Origin of the sequence: Paenibacillus taichungensis (assembly GCF_013359905.1) — a bacterium.
GTDB classification, from domain to species: domain Bacteria; phylum Bacillota; class Bacilli; order Paenibacillales; family Paenibacillaceae; genus Paenibacillus; species Paenibacillus taichungensis.
The window spans coordinates 53,287-72,272 of the sequence record NZ_JABMCC010000112.1; the positions used below are offsets into that span (position 1 = coordinate 53,287).

17 protein-coding genes are annotated in these 18,986 nt (G+C 41.9%); 4 read left to right on the forward strand and 13 right to left on the reverse strand.

What is annotated here, in order from left to right:
* Positions 1–49: 49 nt before the first annotated feature.
* Entirely contained in the window at positions 50–1,564 is a 1,515-nt protein-coding gene (locus tag HP548_RS16320) for a DHA2 family efflux MFS transporter permease subunit (RefSeq protein ID WP_076289289.1), read from the forward strand.
* Positions 1,565–1,766: 202 nt separating this feature from the next.
* On the forward strand, positions 1,767–2,477 hold the full coding sequence (locus HP548_RS16325; RefSeq protein ID WP_175382247.1) for a DUF421 domain-containing protein: 711 nt from the start codon (positions 1,767–1,769) through the stop codon (positions 2,475–2,477).
* Between the two features lie 126 nt (positions 2,478–2,603).
* Here HP548_RS16325 and arsC read toward each other — a convergent pair whose 3' ends face one another.
* From arsC to HP548_RS16350, 5 genes are all read right to left on the reverse strand, one after another.
* Positions 2,604–3,023 (reverse strand): arsenate reductase (thioredoxin), encoded by a 420-nt coding sequence (gene arsC, locus HP548_RS16330; RefSeq protein WP_076289370.1) that lies wholly within the window; start codon positions 3,021–3,023, stop codon positions 2,604–2,606.
* Positions 3,024–3,052: 29 nt separating this feature from the next.
* Complete coding sequence (locus HP548_RS16335) at positions 3,053–4,348, reverse strand: arsenic transporter (protein ID WP_175382248.1); 1,296 nt, start codon at positions 4,346–4,348, stop codon at positions 3,053–3,055.
* Between the two features lie 73 nt (positions 4,349–4,421).
* Complete coding sequence (locus HP548_RS16340; RefSeq protein WP_099856047.1) at positions 4,422–4,748, reverse strand: ArsR/SmtB family transcription factor; 327 nt, start codon at positions 4,746–4,748, stop codon at positions 4,422–4,424.
* Positions 4,749–4,892: 144 nt separating this feature from the next.
* Positions 4,893–6,293, reverse strand: a complete 1,401-nt coding sequence (locus tag HP548_RS16345) for an NAD(P)-binding domain-containing protein (protein WP_175382249.1) — start codon at positions 6,291–6,293, stop codon at positions 4,893–4,895.
* A gap of 78 nt (positions 6,294–6,371) precedes the next feature.
* The gene (locus tag HP548_RS16350) at positions 6,372–6,818 is read right to left on the reverse strand and encodes a MarR family winged helix-turn-helix transcriptional regulator (RefSeq protein ID WP_175382492.1); all 447 of its coding nucleotides are present in this window, start codon (positions 6,816–6,818) and stop codon (positions 6,372–6,374) included.
* 328 nt (positions 6,819–7,146) lie between these two features.
* Between HP548_RS16350 and HP548_RS33935 the strand changes: the two genes are divergently transcribed.
* On the forward strand, positions 7,147–8,010 hold the full coding sequence (locus HP548_RS33935) for a cupredoxin domain-containing protein (RefSeq protein ID WP_343054857.1): 864 nt from the start codon (positions 7,147–7,149) through the stop codon (positions 8,008–8,010).
* 138 nt (positions 8,011–8,148) lie between these two features.
* Here HP548_RS33935 and HP548_RS33100 read toward each other — a convergent pair whose 3' ends face one another.
* Positions 8,149–8,274, reverse strand: coding sequence for a hypothetical protein (locus tag HP548_RS33100; protein WP_063562644.1), 126 nt, complete (start codon positions 8,272–8,274; stop codon positions 8,149–8,151).
* 93 nt (positions 8,275–8,367) lie between these two features.
* Here HP548_RS33100 and HP548_RS16360 point away from each other — a divergent pair, with 93 nt between their 5' ends.
* Positions 8,368–8,553, forward strand: coding sequence for a hypothetical protein (locus HP548_RS16360; protein WP_175382250.1), 186 nt, complete (start codon positions 8,368–8,370; stop codon positions 8,551–8,553).
* A 27-nt stretch (positions 8,554–8,580) separates the two neighbouring features.
* On the opposite strand, the gene HP548_RS16365 is transcribed toward HP548_RS16360, so the two are convergent.
* From HP548_RS16365 to HP548_RS16395, 7 genes are all read right to left on the reverse strand, one after another.
* Positions 8,581–10,062 carry a glycoside hydrolase family 32 protein gene (locus tag HP548_RS16365; RefSeq protein ID WP_175382251.1) on the reverse strand — a complete coding sequence of 494 codons (1,482 nt, stop codon included), beginning with the start codon at positions 10,060–10,062 and terminating at the stop codon, positions 8,581–8,583.
* 12 nt (positions 10,063–10,074) lie between these two features.
* Positions 10,075–11,319: an MFS transporter gene (locus HP548_RS16370; protein ID WP_175382252.1), complete on the reverse strand. Its 1,245-nt coding sequence runs from the start codon at positions 11,317–11,319 to the stop codon at positions 10,075–10,077.
* Positions 11,320–11,525: 206 nt separating this feature from the next.
* Entirely contained in the window at positions 11,526–12,509 is a 984-nt protein-coding gene (locus HP548_RS16375) for a LacI family DNA-binding transcriptional regulator (protein ID WP_175382253.1), read from the reverse strand.
* Between the two features lie 199 nt (positions 12,510–12,708).
* Positions 12,709–13,791, reverse strand: coding sequence for an ABC transporter substrate-binding protein (locus tag HP548_RS16380; RefSeq protein ID WP_175382254.1), 1,083 nt, complete (start codon positions 13,789–13,791; stop codon positions 12,709–12,711).
* 510 nt (positions 13,792–14,301) lie between these two features.
* A complete protein-coding gene (locus HP548_RS16385; protein WP_175382255.1) occupies positions 14,302–15,180 on the reverse strand; it encodes an RCC1 domain-containing protein in 879 nt (292 codons plus the stop codon).
* A 157-nt stretch (positions 15,181–15,337) separates the two neighbouring features.
* Entirely contained in the window at positions 15,338–16,687 is a 1,350-nt protein-coding gene (locus tag HP548_RS16390; RefSeq protein ID WP_409347663.1) for an FAD-binding oxidoreductase, read from the reverse strand.
* Positions 16,688–16,875: 188 nt separating this feature from the next.
* Entirely contained in the window at positions 16,876–18,927 is a 2,052-nt protein-coding gene (locus HP548_RS16395; RefSeq protein WP_175382257.1) for a serine hydrolase domain-containing protein, read from the reverse strand.
* Positions 18,928–18,986 lie beyond the last annotated feature (59 nt).

Sequence of the window (18,986 nt, forward strand, 5' to 3'; positions counted from 1 at the left end):
AACGAGCTAAGGGATTAAATGAAGTGTCAAAAAAGGAGAAAAGACATATATGGATTCAGCTTTACACGAAAAAAAACCACCATATTTAATGATTGCGATTCTTTTTATCGGTGCATTTGTTTCATTTCTAAATAACTCGCTCTTAAATGTAGCGCTGCCATCCATCATGGTGGATTTGAACATTAAAGATTATTCCACGATCCAGTGGTTGTCTACGGGTTATATGCTGGTCAGTGGTATATTAATTCCGGCGTCAGCATTTTTATTAACACGTTTCTCCAATAGAAGTTTGTTCATTACTTCCATGACCATTTTCACTTTAGGTACAGCCATAGCAGCCGTTGCCCCAAACTTTGGTTTATTGCTTACAGGAAGAATGGTTCAAGCAGCAGGCTCTTCAGTAATGGGACCACTGTTAATGAATATTATGCTGGTAAGTTTCCCACGAGAAAAACGCGGAACAGCAATGGGTATTTTCGGGTTAGTTATGATTACCGCCCCGGCAATCGGGCCAACATTATCAGGTTTCATTGTAGAATATTATGACTGGCGTTTACTTTTCGAAATGATTTTACCGTTAGCCGTCATTAGTTTACTGTTAGGAATTTGGAAATCCAAAAATGTAATGCAGCAAAACAAAAATGCAACACTGGACTATTTCTCGATCATATTATCTTCCATCGGTTTTGGTGGTTTGTTATATGGGTTCAGCTCTGCAAGTTCAGATGGCTGGACAGATCAAGTTGTCTTAATCACTTTAATCGTCGGAGCTATTGCCCTGATCACCTTCGTTGTCCGTCAATTGAAAATGGAAACACCATTATTGGATTTACGAGTTTACAAGTATCCGATGTTTGCCCTTGGCTCTGTTATTGCGATTGTAAACGCAGTAGCGATGTTTTCCGGAATGATTTTAACACCGGCATACGTACAAAACGTAAGGGGTATTACACCACTTGATTCAGGTTTAATGATGTTGCCAGGTGCGATAATCATGGGGATTATGTCACCTATTACAGGTAAACTGTTTGATAAATATGGCCCACGTGTTCTTGGCATAATCGGGCTTACGATTACAGCGATCTCAACGTACATGTTGGCAAACCTGCAAATCGACTCGACTCACACTTATATTATCCTTGTGTACACTCTGCGTATGTTTGGTATGGCAATGGTGATGATGCCTATTATGACTAACGGCCTGAATCAATTACCAACACGCTTAAATCCACATGGTACAGCTGTCAACAATACAGCTCAGCAAGTGTCCGGTTCAATTGGTACGGCTATTCTGATTACGATTATGAATTCGGTGACAAAAACAAAAGCTGAAGATTTAATGACTGGTGTTGATCCAACAACTTTGACAGCAGCCAATAAAGCTTTATTAACCCAAGAAGCGTTATTAGCCGGAATCCAATATTCATTCTATATCGCTCTTGGCATTAATATTGTCGCATTAATATTAGTTTTCTTCATTAAACGAGCGGAAGTCAAAGATGAACCTGTCGAGGCTTTAAAAAATCAGCAGGGTAAAACTAAAACAAAACCCGCAGTAAATTAATGACAAGCAATTGATCAAAACAGAACGCAGCCAAAATAAGAAACTAAATTAAAGAATATATAATAAAAATGGAGCCTACTATCGTTAAGATAGCAGGCTCCATTTTTTCTCTCCTCTAAACTTACATGTTATGTATGTTTTCAATCTAATCGACCGGGTATATATTCATCAATGATCTGTTCACTTGGGAGGCTAGGTAATTATGTTTATGGAATTAACTATCAAGCTAGTAATTAGCTTTTTTGGGCTATGGGCCATCACTTTTATAACTGGTAGAAAAACGCTCAGCCAACTTACACCACTAGACTTCCTATCTTCCTTAGTACTCAGTGAAATTGTAGGAAATACGCTTTACGATGATCAGGTAAACATATCTCAACTTATATATGCATTGGCAGTCTGGAGTGCCCTCTCTTACCTTTTTGAGAAAGTAACCACCCGATTTGTAAAATTCGGCTATGTAGCAGAAGGACGGGTTGCTCTTTTAATTGATAATGGAGAGGTAAATCAGAGCTTGCTCAAGAAATATGATATTGAGTATAAACAATTACTCTCCATGCTTCGAAAGCAGAGTGTTTTTTCGCTTCAAGAGGTCAAACATGCCGTTTTAGAAATAGATGGGTCTCTGTCCGTCCTTCGCAAACCTGAATATGAACCACCATCTGCCCAAGATTTGGGACTCGAAACACCTTCCGATAGTTTTGCTATTACAGTGATTGATAAAGGGGAATTGCTGAAGATGTCGATGAAAGGAAAGGAAATGGATACGGATAAGGTAAGAATCGAGATGCAAAAGCAGGGATATGACAATATTAAAGATATAGCTTACGCGGAATATGGTGAGGATGGAACACTTTATATCATACCGAGAAAGAGGAAGAAAAACCGAACAATCATTAGAAATATGACATAAACCTTAACTTTTCTCCGTAGAATATCCGTTATGTGATTCGCATATTGAGTAAATCCATATTATTTTCATTTCAAATATTCCTTTCAAACACGAAAAGCCGGGAAAAGTTACTCCCGGCTTTTCGTGTTATTTTCCAGTTTCAGCAAATGTCTGTATCCGTTCCCCAATCTGGTCACGAACCCTTTGGAATACAGCCCATTTCTCTTCTTCTGTACCTTGCGCTTTCGCGGGATCATCGAATCCCCAGTGTTCTCGCTTCACTTGTGGAGGGGTCATTGGACATTTATCTGCCGCATCCCCGCATAATGTGACGACGAAATCTGCACTGTTCAGTAGCTCGGAGTCAATGATGTCCGAAGTTTGGCTCGAAATATCAATACCTACTTCGTTCATCGCTTCCACAGCTTTTGGATTCAAACCGTGTGCTTCGATTCCTGCGCTATAAATGTTCCAGTCCTCACTCAGGTACTTCTTAGCCCAACCTTCAGCCATTTGGCTCCGACACGAATTGCCTGTGCATAGGAAATAAAGTATTTTTTTGCTCATGTTCATCATCTTCTCCTTGTTGTTTGAATTTATAGAATGCTTAACCACAGATATAGACCCACTAGCGTAATGAGTAAAGTCGGAACTGTGATAATGATACCTGTCTTAAAGTAGGTGCCCCATGAAATCTTGACGCCTTTGGTGCTGAGCACATGAAGCCAGAGCAGTGTTGCCAGTGAACCAATCGGTGTAATCTTGGGACCTAGATCGGAACCAATAATATTGGCGTAGATCAATGCCTCCCGAACGGTTCCCGTAGCCGTTGTTGCATCAATGGCGAGTGCGTCAATTAAAACCGTAGGCATATTGTTCATCAGAGATGAAATGATCGCAGCAATAAAGCCCATACCAACCGTTGCGACAAACAATCCTTGATCTGCAACGGCCTGGATGGCTACGGCCAGCAGATCCGTCAGACCCACGTTACGCAAGCCATAGACCACGACATACATACCAATAGAGAAGAATACGATTGCCCAAGGCGCTTCCTTAACGACTACTTTAGTCGGTACAGCAGAGCTTCGAGAAGCCATAATCAGGAAGAATATAGCCACGACTCCTGCCACAATAGATACAGGCACACCAACAAATTCACTGCCAAAGTAACCGACGAGCAGGATACCAAGTACAATCCATGACAACCGGAACATCTTCAGATCTTTGATCACTGTTACAGGTGCTTTCAGTTCACTGGCATCAAACCGTTTGGGAATGCTTTTCCTGAAAAAGAGATACAATACACCGATACTTGCAGCCAGTGAAAACAGATTCGGAATAAACATTCTGCCTACATACTCCATGAACGTAATACCGAAGAAATCGGCAGATACGATGTTTACCAGGTTACTTACAACCAGTGGTAATGAAGTTGTATCCGCAATAAATCCGCTGGCAATAATGAAGGGAAACACTTTTTTCTCATCAAAATTCAGTGCGCGGACCATAGCCAGAACAATTGGGGTCAGAATCAGTGCTCCCCCGTCATTGGCAAAGAAAGCAGAAACTACAGCTCCTAAGATGGAGACATATACAAACATCCGAACCCCTCTGCCATGAGCTGCCTTGGCCATATGTAAAGCTGCCCATTCGAAGAAACCGATACGATCCAAAATCAATGAGATGATAATAATGGCCACAAAAGCAAGCGTGGCGTTCCATACCATTTGCGTAACATCCCATACATCCTGGAAATGAACTACGCCTACAAGTAACGCCAGAATGGCTCCGCCGCAAGCAGACCACCCTATGGACAGGTTTTTAGGCTGCCAGATGACGAGCACTAACGTGATCAAAAAGATGATGCAAGCAAGAAAAGTAGAAAACAAACATATACGCCTCCGATCAAATTAGTTCCATTCGCATAATCATATAACAATATACTTATATATTGCTCAAAAATTAATTACATACGGATGAAATGTTCTCTTTATTTAAAGACTTAAGAATGGCTGCAGAATCTGGCATAAATTCCAACACAGATTTAATATAAGGTTTATCCTCTACATTCAAAGAGTAGTATACCCATTGTCCACGTTTATTCTCTTTAACCAAACCTTGATCCTTTAACTTGCGCAAATGCTGACTGACCCCAGGTTGTGACATGTCCAGAATGTCTACAAACTCACACACACACCATTCACGTTCTTGTAGGAGTGTAAGTATCGTCAGACGAGTCTTATCCCCCAGCAATTTCAACTTTTCCGATGCTTCTTGAATAGAATCCATATCACTTACCTCCTTCTCTCTATATAAGCACATGCTTATATTATAATGCAAAAGTGTTATTGTCAATTTTAAATTCCAAGTGAACCTGAAAGTATTGGTTTACAGTTAAACCAACACTTTCAGGTTAATCAGACCTATTCTATATTAATTGGAACAAGATGAACTACAATCACTTGTTTGCTCGGCTACCTGTACTTTTGAACGATTCAGACTGCACACACCCGTTTCAGGTAGATCCAGTTCTACTTTTGCAGCTGCATCCAGGTCACCTGCCAGAAAAGCTACCACCGAACGAACTTGTTCATATCCGGTAGCCATCAGGAAGGTTGGCGCACGTCCATAACTTTTCATCCCAACAATATACAATCCTTGTTCCATATGACGCAGTTCCTTCTCCCCATGAGGACGAACAGTGCCGCAACTATGAACATTCGGATCAATTAACGGAGCAAGGGTTGCCACACTTTCTGTGGTTGGGTCGATACTCAGCCGTAGCTCCCTAAGGAAGGATAAGTCTGGCCGACTTCCGGCATTCACGATGATCTCATCAATATGTGCTACCACGTGTAACTCGCCATGTTGCTCTCCGCTTATGGTAATCTGCTTCCCTTCCTGCTTCAGTTCCTGAATATAGAAGGGTGTAACAACAGTAATTTTCCCGGAATCCACCAGTTCATGAATACGACGTCCCAGTTCTCCTCGCGCTTCGAGCTGATCACTCGCTTCTCCGCCATATGCTTCTTCCACGTGATCTTTTCTCATGATCCAGGTCAGTGTCATACCGGAATTTAATTCTTGAAGCTTGGCAAGATCAAGTAATGTATTCAAGGCTGAGTGTCCGCTTCCTACTACTGCGATATGTCTATCTGTGTAGCGCTCTCGATCTATTCCAAACACATCCGGAATGCCATAAAATATATGGTTACGAAGAGCTTGTTCTCCAGGGGTCAACACGCCGCTGGCGAGTACAGGGTTAGCATGCCCCCAAGTTCCTGAAGCATCAATGATAGCCCTCGCCTCATACCGCTTAGCCTCACCCTCTTCTTCAACGTAGATCATAAAGGGTTGTTTTTCTCGGCTTGCTGTTTTCATTTTGTCTGTATTTTTGCGACTAATCCCCACAACACGAGAATTTAAATGAAGATTGGACTGAATTTCCGGAAGTTCTGCGAGCGGGAGCAAATACAGATCCCGAAGTTCATGTCCTGTTGGTAAATCATCTGGAGCAGGGGCAATCCATCCCTTCTTGGATAACAATCGTCCAGCCGCTTTATCTACGTTATACTGCCATGGTGAGAACAGACGAACATGGCCCCATTGGGAGATATTCTCACCTACTTTAGTCCCCGCCTCAAGAATAATAAACGATTGGCCTGCTTCAATCAGATGAGCTGCTGCAGCCAAACCAATAGGTCCTGCACCAATGATAACAACAGGTAAATGGGTTAACTCTCCTTGGTTTAAAGATTCCAAAGGGGAAACCTTCTTTTTCTCTAAAGTGGGAGCACAGCAAGAATCAACTTGTTTGAATTCAACGTTTTTCATATCAATGTACCTCCAGTATGTTTAAATATACTTGCATTTTGCAAGTGTTTGAGTAATGTAACGGGGTAATGAAGCCCATTACCCCAGCGGCGTACAACACATTTTCGATTTTAGCATGCTCTCATTGAGCAGTTTAATGGATTGAATGACGGTCTCCTTTTCTGTATCCGTCATGAAAGAAAAAACCTCATCCAGATGAGTATTCATCCGATGATCTATAGCCGTTGTTACAAATTCTCCTTCGTCTGTCAAACTGAGAATGTATACTCTGCGATCCTCAGGCAGTGGTGTTTTTTGAACCAAATTTTTCTTAATCAGGGTCTGTACTTGACGACTGAAGGTTGTGATATCCATCGCGAGCGTTTCAGCAATTTGTTGCATGGACGGCTCATGTTGATGGTTAATTTCGTATAGAATATGGCTCTGAACCAGCGATATTTCATGCTCTCCAACCGTGCAACAATTTTTATCCAGTAAGCCGAAACGACGGACCATAATTTGTAGTGGCTCTCTGGGACTCTCAATATCTGACAACATGATCACCTCTTGGTCATCATTATAAACAAATTACTTGCAGTTTGCAAATTTAAAATCAAAAGAGCATCAAATAATGTCTAATTTAAATTTTAAAGTCTAAAATTTTAACTATAAATTTATTTTTAGAAAGGGGTAGCAGCAAAATGTCAAATTTTCTTCATACTATTACGGCAAACCATTGACTTGTCTGTGACAATAGTCACGCCGTTATGATAATTCTGATATATTAATACATGAGATGAATGATCTTGATCGTAATGTCAATGAGTAGATAACTACACATCATTACTGTATGGATATTAGGAGGAATAAGATTGTGTTATTAGCGATATTAAGTATAGTTATGGTCGTACTGTTTACAGCATTCATTGTTCTTAAAACGTATAAGCGAAAAGAAAAACTTACAGGTATGCCTGGCATGATGATCGCTATGACCATTGGCATGATGTCCAGCCTTGTACTCGGTGTACAATTAGGCATTGTATTTCCTCGGGATTTAACAGTCCCATCCATTGCCGCCATATTGTTTGGCTTAGGAGCCGGATACTTCACAGGCAAACCTATCAGTTTATTGGCAACTCTGGATGGTATGTTGGCAGGAATTATGGGCGGCATGATGGGAGCAATGCTCGGGGTAATGATTGGTCCTTCCTATCTCATGATGATATTTGTTGACATCCTATTCATTTTTATTATGAGCGTTGCTCTTCAATTGTCGAATCAAGAAACGGATACTAGCGATAAAACAAATAAAAGTGGGATTGGTATGCCGTTTATTGGAGGTATACTTACTGTAGCTTTTGGAATTATAGCTGTAGGTGCAACGTTATTTTACCAATATCAACCGAATGATACATCGGCAATTAAATCACAAGAATCACAGAGTGAGCAAGCTACTTCTCTTCAAGAAAATTCAGAATATCAGATTGTTTCCGTCGATGTAAAATCAGATGGTTTTAGTCAAGAAAATATTGAAGTAAAAGCTGGCGTTCCAACAAAAATAAATTTTATAAAACATTCAGGTTATACATGTATAAGAAGTGTTCAGTCTAAAGATTTAGGAATAGATGTGTATCTCGAAAAAGGAGATAACTTCATTACCTTAAAAGATCTGAAACCTGGAACGTACAACTTCAATTGTGGCATGTACATGTATTATGGAACGATCACCGTAGTATAAGCGAGAAATGTAGGATCATAATAGGGAACTTTATGTCAGTTACTCATGACACAAAGTTCCCTATTTAAAATTGTTTTTATGGACTTTTATATAACAAAAAACCGCCAGCAAAAGCTAGCGGAAATTCATAAGCTAGTATTAAACCAAGAAAGCTTTGGAGATGATAACCAACAAAATAAACAATACCAGAATTGCACCAACGGACGTGAAGCCACCGTATCCTCCACCAAGTCCGCCTACATTCCCATATCCAACTTCGCTCATGTTTCTTCCCCCTCTTTTGTGGTATGTGTTAGATTATTCAGGATTTGTTAATTTGACAAGGCTAAAAATAAAAATAGGCTAGGTCTGTGGGACATGCATGTCCATCTGGAAGATAACTATAAAAATGCTTTTCCGCTCTTTCTGGCTAATGGTGTAACCGGAGTAAGGGAGATGGGCGCGGCGCTGACAAACGTCGATATATGGAAAACGAGGATTCAGACCGGGGTGCCTCGTGTCCTTATCTACTCAACAAAAAAGACCGCTTCCGAGTCCATGTAATGGCTCAGAAAACAGTCTTTTTCCTCTTTATTCAGCTTGCCAAATATCGTTCAGCTTCCAATATGTCAACCCATTTACTTGAGTCTTTCCACCCTCAGTGATAAGTTCAATACCTGAGAGCTTCCCACTCGGATAGATACGACTTGTCATCGTAGCTTGCCCTTCATTAGCGAACATTTCAATGGATGAACGATCCAGAAATACATGTAATGTCAGCTGTCCCTCAGCATTTAAGCCTGCACGACGAACGCCATCCGTCTTCTTGCCTGATTTGGAACAATCAAGTATAAGCTTCTGATCCGGAATGGAATAAGTGATCACCGTTTCCTCATGACCTGTACCGCGAAGCTTCAAGCCCACCAGATCCGCACTTGTCTTCGTCAGGTCAAACACGACTTTCACTTCAAGCAGATCCGCTTCAACTTCTGTCAAGGAGCTTCCATAAATCACATGATCCTGATACACAACATGTTCACTTTGGCGAAGCAGCTTCATTTCGTCTACCGGATTCATCAGAACTTTGTCATTCTCACCCAATGTAAGCACACGTGGGATGGTGAGTGCACCGCACCAACCGTCTGCTTTTGTTGGCATATCGGCTTCCCACATATCCATCCAGCCAATCGCAATCCGGCGACCTTGATCATCTAAGAAAGTTTGAACCGCGTAGAAATCATGACCATGATCAAGCTCAATAAACTCTCCATGCTTGTATTCATTTTTTTCATAATCATATTCCCCAACATAGTACCCCGTCTGAAATAAGTTATTGTACTGATCTCCTTGCGCATCAATACCTTGAGGAGAGAACATAAATACATGCTTGCCGCCTAGTTCAAAGAAATCCGGGCACTCCCACATGAATCCCATATCCTTGTCTCCCTGCAAAAACACACCATGATAGGTCCAAGTTCTAAGATTCGCAGATGTATACAGAATTACACGTGGTTCTTCTTCTTTCGTACTGTTACCCAGGATCATATACCATGTATCCTCGTGCTTCCATACCTTCGGATCACGGAAATGCTGGGAGCTATCAGCCGGAGGCTCAGCAATCACGGGATTTTGTTTTAATTTTGTGAAATGAATGCCGTCTGTGCTTACTGCCACGTTTTGATTTTGGAAGAAAATATTGTTCGGTTGATCAATGTAATGATGTCCAGTATAGATCAATGTCAGTTCGCCGTTATTATCTACTGCGCTACCTGAGAAGCAGCCATCCAGATCACACGCATCTCCTGGAGCTAATGCAATCGGACAATGCTCCCAATGCACAAGATCTTTACTTTTGACGTGACCCCAATGCATGGGTCCCCAGTTCTCATCATACGGATGATGTTGATAGAAAGCGTGATATTCGCCTTTATACTGAATTAATCCATTTGGATCGTTAATCCAGTTTGCAGGTGCCATAATATGATACCCCAAGCGATAACGCTTGTTCATTTTTCCTTCTGCCTGTTTCAAAGCTTCCTCAGCTTGCTTCGTATTGTTGTGATAAGTGTTCATCATGTTTTCCTCCTATGCTGGTTCAATATGCGAGTTAGGTTTAGGATCCAGCTTATTCAAGTTTTTCGGATCCCTCTTTAAGGTAAAGATTGAGATTGTTGTAAAGGCAAATACGAATATACCCATAAGCACGTAAGTATTCGAGAAACCTCTGATGTCATAAAGCGTACCGGCGATGGGTGAAAAGATTGAAGCTCCTACCTGACTCGTAAACTGGAAACCAACCAGATACAAGATCGATGACAGACGCGTGTCAAAATTAGCAGCCAAGTATTTGAATACGGAGATTAGCATAATGGGCAGTTCCAGTGCATGAATCAATTTCATAGCGGATATACCGTAAGGTCCGATAACGAGGCCGGAGCCCATAATACGGAATGCCATTAAGAATCCTGCCAATATCAGGCCCTTCTTAGCTCCAGTTTTGTTTACGATAAACGGTGCTAAGAACATCATGCCTGCTTCCAGGAACACTTGGAAAGAATTTAAGTAACCGTATACTTGATTGCCTAATGCAGTGCTCGAGAATGTCGATGAGAAGTAAATCGGGAATTGCTGGTCATACACATTGTATATACACGTAACACCTAGCACATATAAAATGAAGAACCAAAAATGCTTATTCGCAAACAAACTACCAACTTGCTTAAAGTTAATAGATTCAGCCCGTTCCATCTCGGATTCTGTCATCTCCACCTTGATTGTCATCATGATGATGAACAGAACGATAGCAGATACAGATGCAATCCAGAAGTTAATGTTAGGGTTGATATTAAAGAACTGACCAGCAAAGAATGTTGCTGCCGCCCAACCAAGCGAGCCCCACATCCGAGATTTACCATATTCAAAGTCATATTTACGGCTGACTTTCTCTACATACGATTCAATAGCTCCAATCCCAGCCAAGAACGAAACACCCAAGTATAGTCCACCTACCACTGCGCCAAGAAATACATTGTATTGGAGTAAAGGTCCGTAGATAAAGATATAGAATGGACCAACAAGTAAGAGCAAACCGCTGATTAGAAATAAAATATGCTTTTTCAATCCGATCTTATCAGAAATATAGCCATAAAGCGGTTGCATACATAATGCAAAGATAGCGTTTACAGTAAAGATAATGCCAGTCTCAGCACCATTCAGACTGATTTCTTGCCCCAGCCAGATGGAGAACAATGAATAACTTGCTGACCATGTAAAAAAGAAAAAGAAGAAATAGGCGCTTAGTTTCCAGTACATGCTCTTTGAATGTCTCATATCGAACGCTCCTCTAAGTTGAACATTTAATGTGAATGTAAGCACTTTAATGCGCTTGCAAAATCGATTATATGTCAACCGGTTTCATATGTCAACCGCTTGACATATTTTCGAAAGAAAAAGGAGCTTCCCTTAATCCCAGCACCCTAAGGTTAGCTCCATTCGTCTTGTCTTCAAAAAATTTGTAGTAGATATGAAAATTAAATTTACACTGTACCCGCTTCAATAAGTTTCACAGGCAGATACGTTTCTCGCGGGACCTCACTGAATTCACCTTCAATTTCTTTAATGACTAGCTCTACGGCAGATCTCGCAATTTCCTGTATAGGTTGCTGAATCGTCGTTAATTCAGGAAGCAAGTTACGAGTTGTTTCGGTTCCGTCATAACCAATTACACGAATATCTTCAGGAACACGTTTGCCACGTTGTTTTGCTGTAGCAATGAATGACGCTGCCACCAAGTCATTACTCGCAAACAATCCATCTACTTCGGGATGTTCATCAAGCAAACGCCCAATCGGTTCATCATGATTCTGTTGATGGAATGGATCATATACTTCATAAGTGATCGCTTCGCGACCATGCTGCTCCATGACATCTTCATATGCTTTTCTTCTTAAGCTTGCCGGAGTTTCCAATTCGACAGGTCCATTAATATGCAGGATGTGCTTGCATCCCTTGTCAATCAGCAGCTCAGAAGCCATTTTTCCGCCCATGTAGTTATCCGATCCTACGACAGGAATCGTATCCGATAAGAAGCGATCAATCGCAACAACCGCAATATTTTTCTGATCATAATTAACAATGCCTCGGTTATGTGTCCCTACGATAATGCCGTCAACTTGATTACGCATGAGCATATCCACATATGATTCTTCTTTATCCAGCTGATTCAAGCTATTACAAATCAGTAGTTTATAACCTGATGACGCACAAATATTTTCAATATGAAAAGTCAACTCACCAAAAAAGGGGTTGCTTGTTGTGGGTATGATTAATCCAATGAGATTGGTTCGTTTACTAAATAATGACCGAGCTACATCATTTGGAAAATAGTTCAGCTGCTGCATTGCGTCATGGACTCGATTCTTCGTTTCCTCACTGATATAGCCTCGATTATTGAGCACCCGAGAAACCGTCGTCGGTGAAACTCCTGCTAAATCTGCAACATCATTAAGTTTAGGTTTCATTGATTGCTCCCTGCCTTCTTTCCATACCATATGTACAATTATCCCTCCATTTTAACATGGTTAAACGTGAAAGGACATGCTCCAGCCAATATTGAATATAGGCTCAAATTAAAACGACAGCCCAGTAAATTACTGTTCTGCCGTTAAAATAAACATGATATTAATTGCATGCATGGTAATCAAGCGAGCGCATCTACTCTTACAAGTTCAGATCATCTGCGAGTGCTTCAACTCCTGTGAAGATAGAATCGCCATACCCCCAGAAGTTGTTGAAATCAATAATGTAAATTTTCTTGTTCTTAATTGCATTAACACTTTGCAATTGCTTGTTGGCTAGCAGCTTTTCAATCGTTTGTTCTGGATCAATACCGCCGGCATATTTCGAAATAATCATAGCATCTGGATTGATCTCGATTAGCTTCTCCAAACTAAGCGTGCCTTCCTCGTTAATGAGCATATTATGCATATTGATTAATGACATTGCACTTTCAATAAATGTGTCTCCATTTCCGTTGTACACTCCAATGGTTCCATCACCATTATCAAAGAAAGATGCATAGTTGATCGTTTCAGCGCTTGCTCGAGCCGATAACGCTTTCTCACGTGCTTTGAGCTGTTCGATATATGCCGCTGCATTCGCTTGTACGTTAAATATTTTACCCAGCTCAGTGATATCCTGATATAAATTATCTAATTTTGCATCAGTAACGCTGGTACTTTGTACAAATGTTTTGATATTCATCTCATTCAGACTATTTACAGTACCAACACCCCAATCAGCATCTTCAAACAATCCCCCACGCCCCATAACCAGATCAGGTGAAGCACCTATAGTTACTTCCTTGCCTACATAACCTTCAGATAACACAGGAATTTTTTTGAAATCTTCAGCAATATCATCAGGTACATTGCCAAATAACGCCGCTACGCCAACAATCTTGTCAGTCAAGCCAAGACGAATCAATAACTCCGCTGCACCTTGTGTATTGGCAACCACTCGTTCAGGTGCCTTATCAAAGGTTTGTTCCTTTGCCACCCAGGTGCCGTTTTCAGTTGTAAAGTTTGAAACAACGATTGGGTATGTTGTTTGAGCTGCGCCTGTAGCATCCGCATCCGTTTCTTGCTCATCTGTTGAAGCATTCGTAGCGCTATCCGTCACGGCTTCCTGTGAGCTAGTGTTTGCATCTTTGCTGCTATCATTACCACTGGAGCAAGCTGCAAGCACAAAAACAAGTGCAGTAATTAAACAAAGGATTGCTCCTTTATTTACTCGTAAAAACATTCAAAATCTCTCCCTTTTCCTTTTTCTTTTTGGCCAATATGTATCATAGTCATTGTCAGTATACAGCAAATGTCGAATTACGTAAATGAGAATGATAACTATTATCACAATAAGAAGTTCCGATTTATAGAGAACCACATTCCATTGGTTAAATTCTCCAATACCGGTTAACTATCCATTCCATCAAGGCCATCCGTTTCTAGTAACAAATCCGGGTAAAACAAAAAAGCCGCTATAATAGCGACTTTCAATGCGCCATAACCGATTGTGCCAGTCGAAACGCGCCGTCTTCGAACCTTCTACTCATCCGTTTGTAACATTGCCCCCGATATTAAACATTAGTTATATTGACGAATATCAGTTGGTACATAAGTACTTATAAAAGTGTTAATTTCGTCTAAAGAATCTGTAACAAACCGATAATAGACTCGGTTGAACTGAGGCTAATCTATGTTATCAAAAAAAGAAGGAGCAGGCTATATTGTTATGGAAAAGAATACTAAAAGTAGATTAACTACACCAACTGCTTACATTACATTGACCATATTCATTATCCCCCACAGCCACAACCGTGCCGTCTGATTTAATGCCAAGAGTATGAGCACAACCCGCAGCAATCGCCACAATGTCACTCCAGTCCCCTACATTGCATTGATCGAACTTATTCCAACCCACGGCAACCACCGTACCGTCCGATTGAAGACCGATGGTATGATTACTGCCTGCCGCGATCGCCACCATTGCACGCCAGTCGCTTACTTCGCATTGCCCATGTTTATTCCCACCCACGGCAACCACAGTGCCACCCGATGTAAGCCCCACCGTATGAAGGTACCCTGCCGCTACTTCCACGATATCGCTCCAACCGCTTACTTCACATTGGCCATACTGATTATTGCCCACAATCGTCACAGTACCATCTGATTTAAGCCCGGCGGTATGCCAGTCACCCGCCGCTACCGCCACCATATCACGCCAGTTGCTTACAGCGCATTGGCCTTCATTATTTCGTCCCACAGCAATCACTGTGCCATCCGATTTAAGACCAACGGTACGACGCCACCCCGCAGCAATTGCTACAATATCTTGCCAGTCGTATACTTCGCATTGATCATGTATATTCCAACCCACAGCCACCACCGTGCCGTGAGATGTTAGACCGATGGTATGCGAATTACCTGTGTTGGTCGCCATATGAACATTACCAGCCGCTACCGCCACGATGTCGCGCCAACCGCTTACATCACATTGTCCAACTTTATGATCCCCCACTGCCGTCACCGTTCCGTCCAATCTAAGACCAATGGTATGACGTCGCCCCGCCGCTATAGCGGTATATTTAGGGCGCTTCACCTTTAATGCAGCTTCAATCGACGAAGTGTAATCCATGTTCCACCTCCCTGAAATAAATTCCCTGATCCCCGAGATGCAGTTTCGATATCATAATTTTTATACATCTTACTCTACAATAAATAATAAACACAAGGAATTAGACAGGTCAAAAAACCGTTAACTCTACTCAGAATTAACGGTTTGAAATCGTATCCTATTTGAATTTAGCCGGCGGAATACTTTGCGGGTTATTAAATACATTTTTCGGATCGTATTTCGCTTTTACTTTTCTCAATCTGGCGTAGTTCTTCCCATAATAGGTCGGCCCTGGATTTTTAATACCTTGGTCTGGTACGTTAATGTAGGACCCTACAATATAAGGCTGCAATTTCTTTCTTGTGTTCCGAGTCAAAGCAATATTTTTAGCTGCACGCGATGGCTTCACCCATGAGCTGTTCCATTCCACATAAAATTCAGCTTTTCGCCAGTAAAACGCAGTGGCTTGAGGAGCGACTCGACTTACAGCACCGCCCCAGTTAAGGAAATAGAAACCGGCTGGTGTGCCTTCCTCTGCATTTTCCAGAAACTCACGCATGACTTTGAAGGCTTTATCCGGGAATGGCTGTCTGCCAAAGCCACTGGAAAACTGGTTGCTGTACCTTTGAGTGAGCACAGGATCTGGGGCTAGCAAAAACTTCGTTGCTGCCCTGTATGGCAGATACAGAATGCTTTTTTTAGTAGGCGTTCCTACGCTAAGAATGGGTTCCAACTGACGGAGGGCTTCACTCTTCGAACCGAGGTATACCCCTAGCATGCTAACATTTCCGCCTTTTTTGGGACCAACACTTAATTCACTTCCCAGCTTGTTACTAGCCTTAGGCGCCCATACTTGCCATTTCTTCACGACTTTTTCGAACTGTTCCCATGGCCATGTGATACTAAATACAGTAGCTTTGGCTGGAGCGCGCCGCACTTTGAATTTATATTTAGTATTTACACCGAAGTTACCGCCTCCGCCGCCACGTGTAGCCCATAGAAGATCGGAATTTTGTTTTTTGTTCGCCCGAATAATCCGTCCTTTAGCATCAACCATTTCGAGTTCAATTAGATTATCACAGATGAGACCCGTTGTCCTTTGCAGTGGACCAATTCCGCCACCAGGTGTTATTCCACCTATCCCAACCGTTGGACTGTCACCAAATGGGGCCATAAAACCTTGTCGAGCCAACGTATCCACGATTCTTCCTACCCGATTACCTGTTTCAACAACGGCCGTTCCGCTTTTTTTGTTTAACTTGATTCTCTTCATTTCGCTAACGTCGATGACAATACCACCATTGACTTGTGAAAGGTTGGACTCTAAAGCGTGCCTCCCACTTCTCGGACGAATAGGGACCTTATTTTGACGCGCCCATCTTATGGCGTTGGCTACATCCTGTGTTTTTTGAGCAAATACAAAAACTTTAGGGAATCTGTCCGTATGCGGATCCCAGTTCTTCCGAGCCACTTCATAACCAGGGTCACCTTTAAACACCACTCGCCCTGTAAGCTTAACTTTTGAAATCACGTATCTATCCAACTCCTTAGTTATGAGAACACATAATTTTCATTAACAAATTAGGCTAATTCCATATAGCCTATGAAGGAGAATCATGTTGTGTTTGGGCGTAAACAAAAAGAAAAATATCGGATCACGAGCAACCTACGCTCAGAACCCGATATTTTCGAATGAAATCATTTTTCCTTATGCAATCACTTTAGTTGAATCTTGAAAACATCTCCCGCTTCACCACCAAAGACGATAAAACCACCTTTGGGAAGCAGCGTTGATTGTTGATTCGTTGCTTTTGAAAATTGAAGCACTTCACCTTTATCGTTATATACCGCATAACCTCCGCTCTCCGGAGAATCCACCGTTAACGTTTTGTTCGCTGAGCGGGAATCGATGGCATACCACCGAGCTTGACCGTTGGACGGGATGGTGGTGATGCCTGTTTTCCCACCGAAGATTGGTGTAATGGCTTCCTCCGCAATATACTCCTGTCCATCCTGAGTTAAGTACTCCGCTTCGTTCTTCGTACGGAAATGCAGATCAAAAGCATCTCTTCCGTTCATCACTGGAATCTGTGCGACATTCTCTGCATTGTCAGGATCAACAATTTGTGTGCCATTCGCATAACCGTTCTCCACATCTACGGTCAGGTTTTTGATCAGCATCGATGGAACCAGATAGAAGATCGACGTTATCTTTTCATCCAGCGCGTAATATTTCGAGCCGTTTCTAGCCTCCCATTTCTTTTTCGATGCTGTATCTAGCGAATTATTTCCCAATTTTTGATAATCATATGTGTTCATCACCGTTTGGCCTAGTCCAGGCAGCGTGATATTCGCTTGAACTTTAAAATATACCTTGTCGTTGCTTTCTTTCTCGAAGCTGACCTTCACACTTCCATCGTTACTCGTAAATTTCCCTTCACCCGTGTACACGTAATTCTGCTCCGGGATAAGTCCTCCCTGCATAGCCGGAAGTGCGATCTCACCATTCTTAACCTCTATATCAAGGGTTGAACCTACCGTACCATAGAGGCCGGAATACGCCGTCAATTCCGTGGGCATCTTTGTTTTGACAGGTGGTGAGAATGTTTGTTCAGGCTCTATTTCGTCGATGATGCCCTGATCCTGAAGAACCTCCAACAGAACTTTAGTGGCAAACATCTGATTATAGATAGAAGACCCGCCCGAAGATAGGACCGCCATTGATATATCATGTTCCGGTATAGTGATTAACGAGGCGTGATACAACATGGTGTCTCCACCTTTGGCAAGTGCAGTAATGCCATAATCGCTGAACGGTGCAAGTGCTACAGCATCCCATCCAAGACCATAGTTGAAGGTATTTCTCTCTTCGGACACCCATATTCCCCGACGATATTCATGATTTTGCATGGACTCTGCTGCTGATTTGGACAGAATGTCCGGTTTGTTTCCTATCAACACTTCAGCGAATTGGCTTAATTCTTCTGCAGTCGAGTAGATTCCACCTGTACCGAGGATATTAGCATTTTCGACAGGCAGTTTCGTTTCAATTGTAGGCCAATACGTCTCGGATAATCGTTCTCTATCAAAAGAATCAAGTGGTGTCTTGGTTGCTTGCAGCTGTAACGGCTCACTAATGAACTTGGCAATAAATTCGCTGTAGCTCAATCCACTCACACGTTCAACCAATATCTCAAGCAACTGAAAGCCATCATTGCTATAGACGGAATAGGCTCCCGGGTTTGATTTCAATTTCTCTGACTTTAATTTGAGTAGTAATTCATCATGATTGCGGGTATCGGTATCGTCAAATAACATACTGTTTCCATAATGGGTACCGTAAAGCCCAGAGGAATGGTTCATGAGCATTCGCGGGGTTATTTGGGTATACCGTGCATCTGCCATTTCAAAATCTTTAATATAGGAAGTGAGGGGCTGATCCAGATCCACTTTACCGGAATCCACCAGCATCATGGTGGCAGCCGTGACAACCATTTTGCTAACGGAACCTATTCCAAACATGGTATCCTTGTCGACTGGTGTTTTGGATGCTTTGTCCTGGAATCCAACACTGTCGGACAAAATGATCTTCCCTTCATCCATGATCGCATATTGTAAACCTGTGACACCATAATTCTGCACCATCTCTGTGGCGAGTCGCCCAGCCTGATCTTCAATTGCTCCCATCTTGTTCGTCTCTGCACTGACATCTGTCATCGGAATGACTACAAGTACAGCCGTACATAGCATACTGATTAGTTTCTTCATTATAATAACTTCCTCCCTTATGATAATGCTCATATAATTACATTCATCATATCGGAGTA

What these genes read in the sequence shown, in the direction of transcription:
- HP548_RS16320 (WP_076289289.1), top strand. Translation starts at nt 50, where the DNA reads ATGGATTCAGCTTTACACGAAAAAAAACCACCATATTTAATGATTGCG.
- HP548_RS16395 (WP_175382257.1), bottom strand. Translation starts at nt 18,927, where the DNA reads ATGAAGAAACTAATCAGTATGCTATGTACGGCTGTACTTGTAGTCATT.
- HP548_RS33100 (WP_063562644.1), bottom strand. Translation starts at nt 8,274, where the DNA reads ATGAGCGAAGTTGGATATGGGAATGTAGGCGGACTTGGTGGAGGATAC.
- HP548_RS16375 (WP_175382253.1), bottom strand. Translation starts at nt 12,509, where the DNA reads ATGAAACCTAAACTTAATGATGTTGCAGATTTAGCAGGAGTTTCACCG.
- arsC (WP_076289370.1), bottom strand. Translation starts at nt 3,023, where the DNA reads ATGAGCAAAAAAATACTTTATTTCCTATGCACAGGCAATTCGTGTCGG.
- HP548_RS16340 (WP_099856047.1), bottom strand. Translation starts at nt 4,748, where the DNA reads ATGGATTCTATTCAAGAAGCATCGGAAAAGTTGAAATTGCTGGGGGAT.
- HP548_RS16325 (WP_175382247.1), top strand. Translation starts at nt 1,767, where the DNA reads ATGTTTATGGAATTAACTATCAAGCTAGTAATTAGCTTTTTTGGGCTA.
- HP548_RS16345 (WP_175382249.1), bottom strand. Translation starts at nt 6,293, where the DNA reads ATGAAAAACGTTGAATTCAAACAAGTTGATTCTTGCTGTGCTCCCACT.
- HP548_RS16360 (WP_175382250.1), top strand. Translation starts at nt 8,368, where the DNA reads ATGCATGTCCATCTGGAAGATAACTATAAAAATGCTTTTCCGCTCTTT.
- HP548_RS16380 (WP_175382254.1), bottom strand. Translation starts at nt 13,791, where the DNA reads ATGTTTTTACGAGTAAATAAAGGAGCAATCCTTTGTTTAATTACTGCA.
- HP548_RS16365 (WP_175382251.1), bottom strand. Translation starts at nt 10,062, where the DNA reads ATGAACACTTATCACAACAATACGAAGCAAGCTGAGGAAGCTTTGAAA.
- HP548_RS16370 (WP_175382252.1), bottom strand. Translation starts at nt 11,319, where the DNA reads ATGAGACATTCAAAGAGCATGTACTGGAAACTAAGCGCCTATTTCTTC.
- HP548_RS16385 (WP_175382255.1), bottom strand. Translation starts at nt 15,180, where the DNA reads ATGGATTACACTTCGTCGATTGAAGCTGCATTAAAGGTGAAGCGCCCT.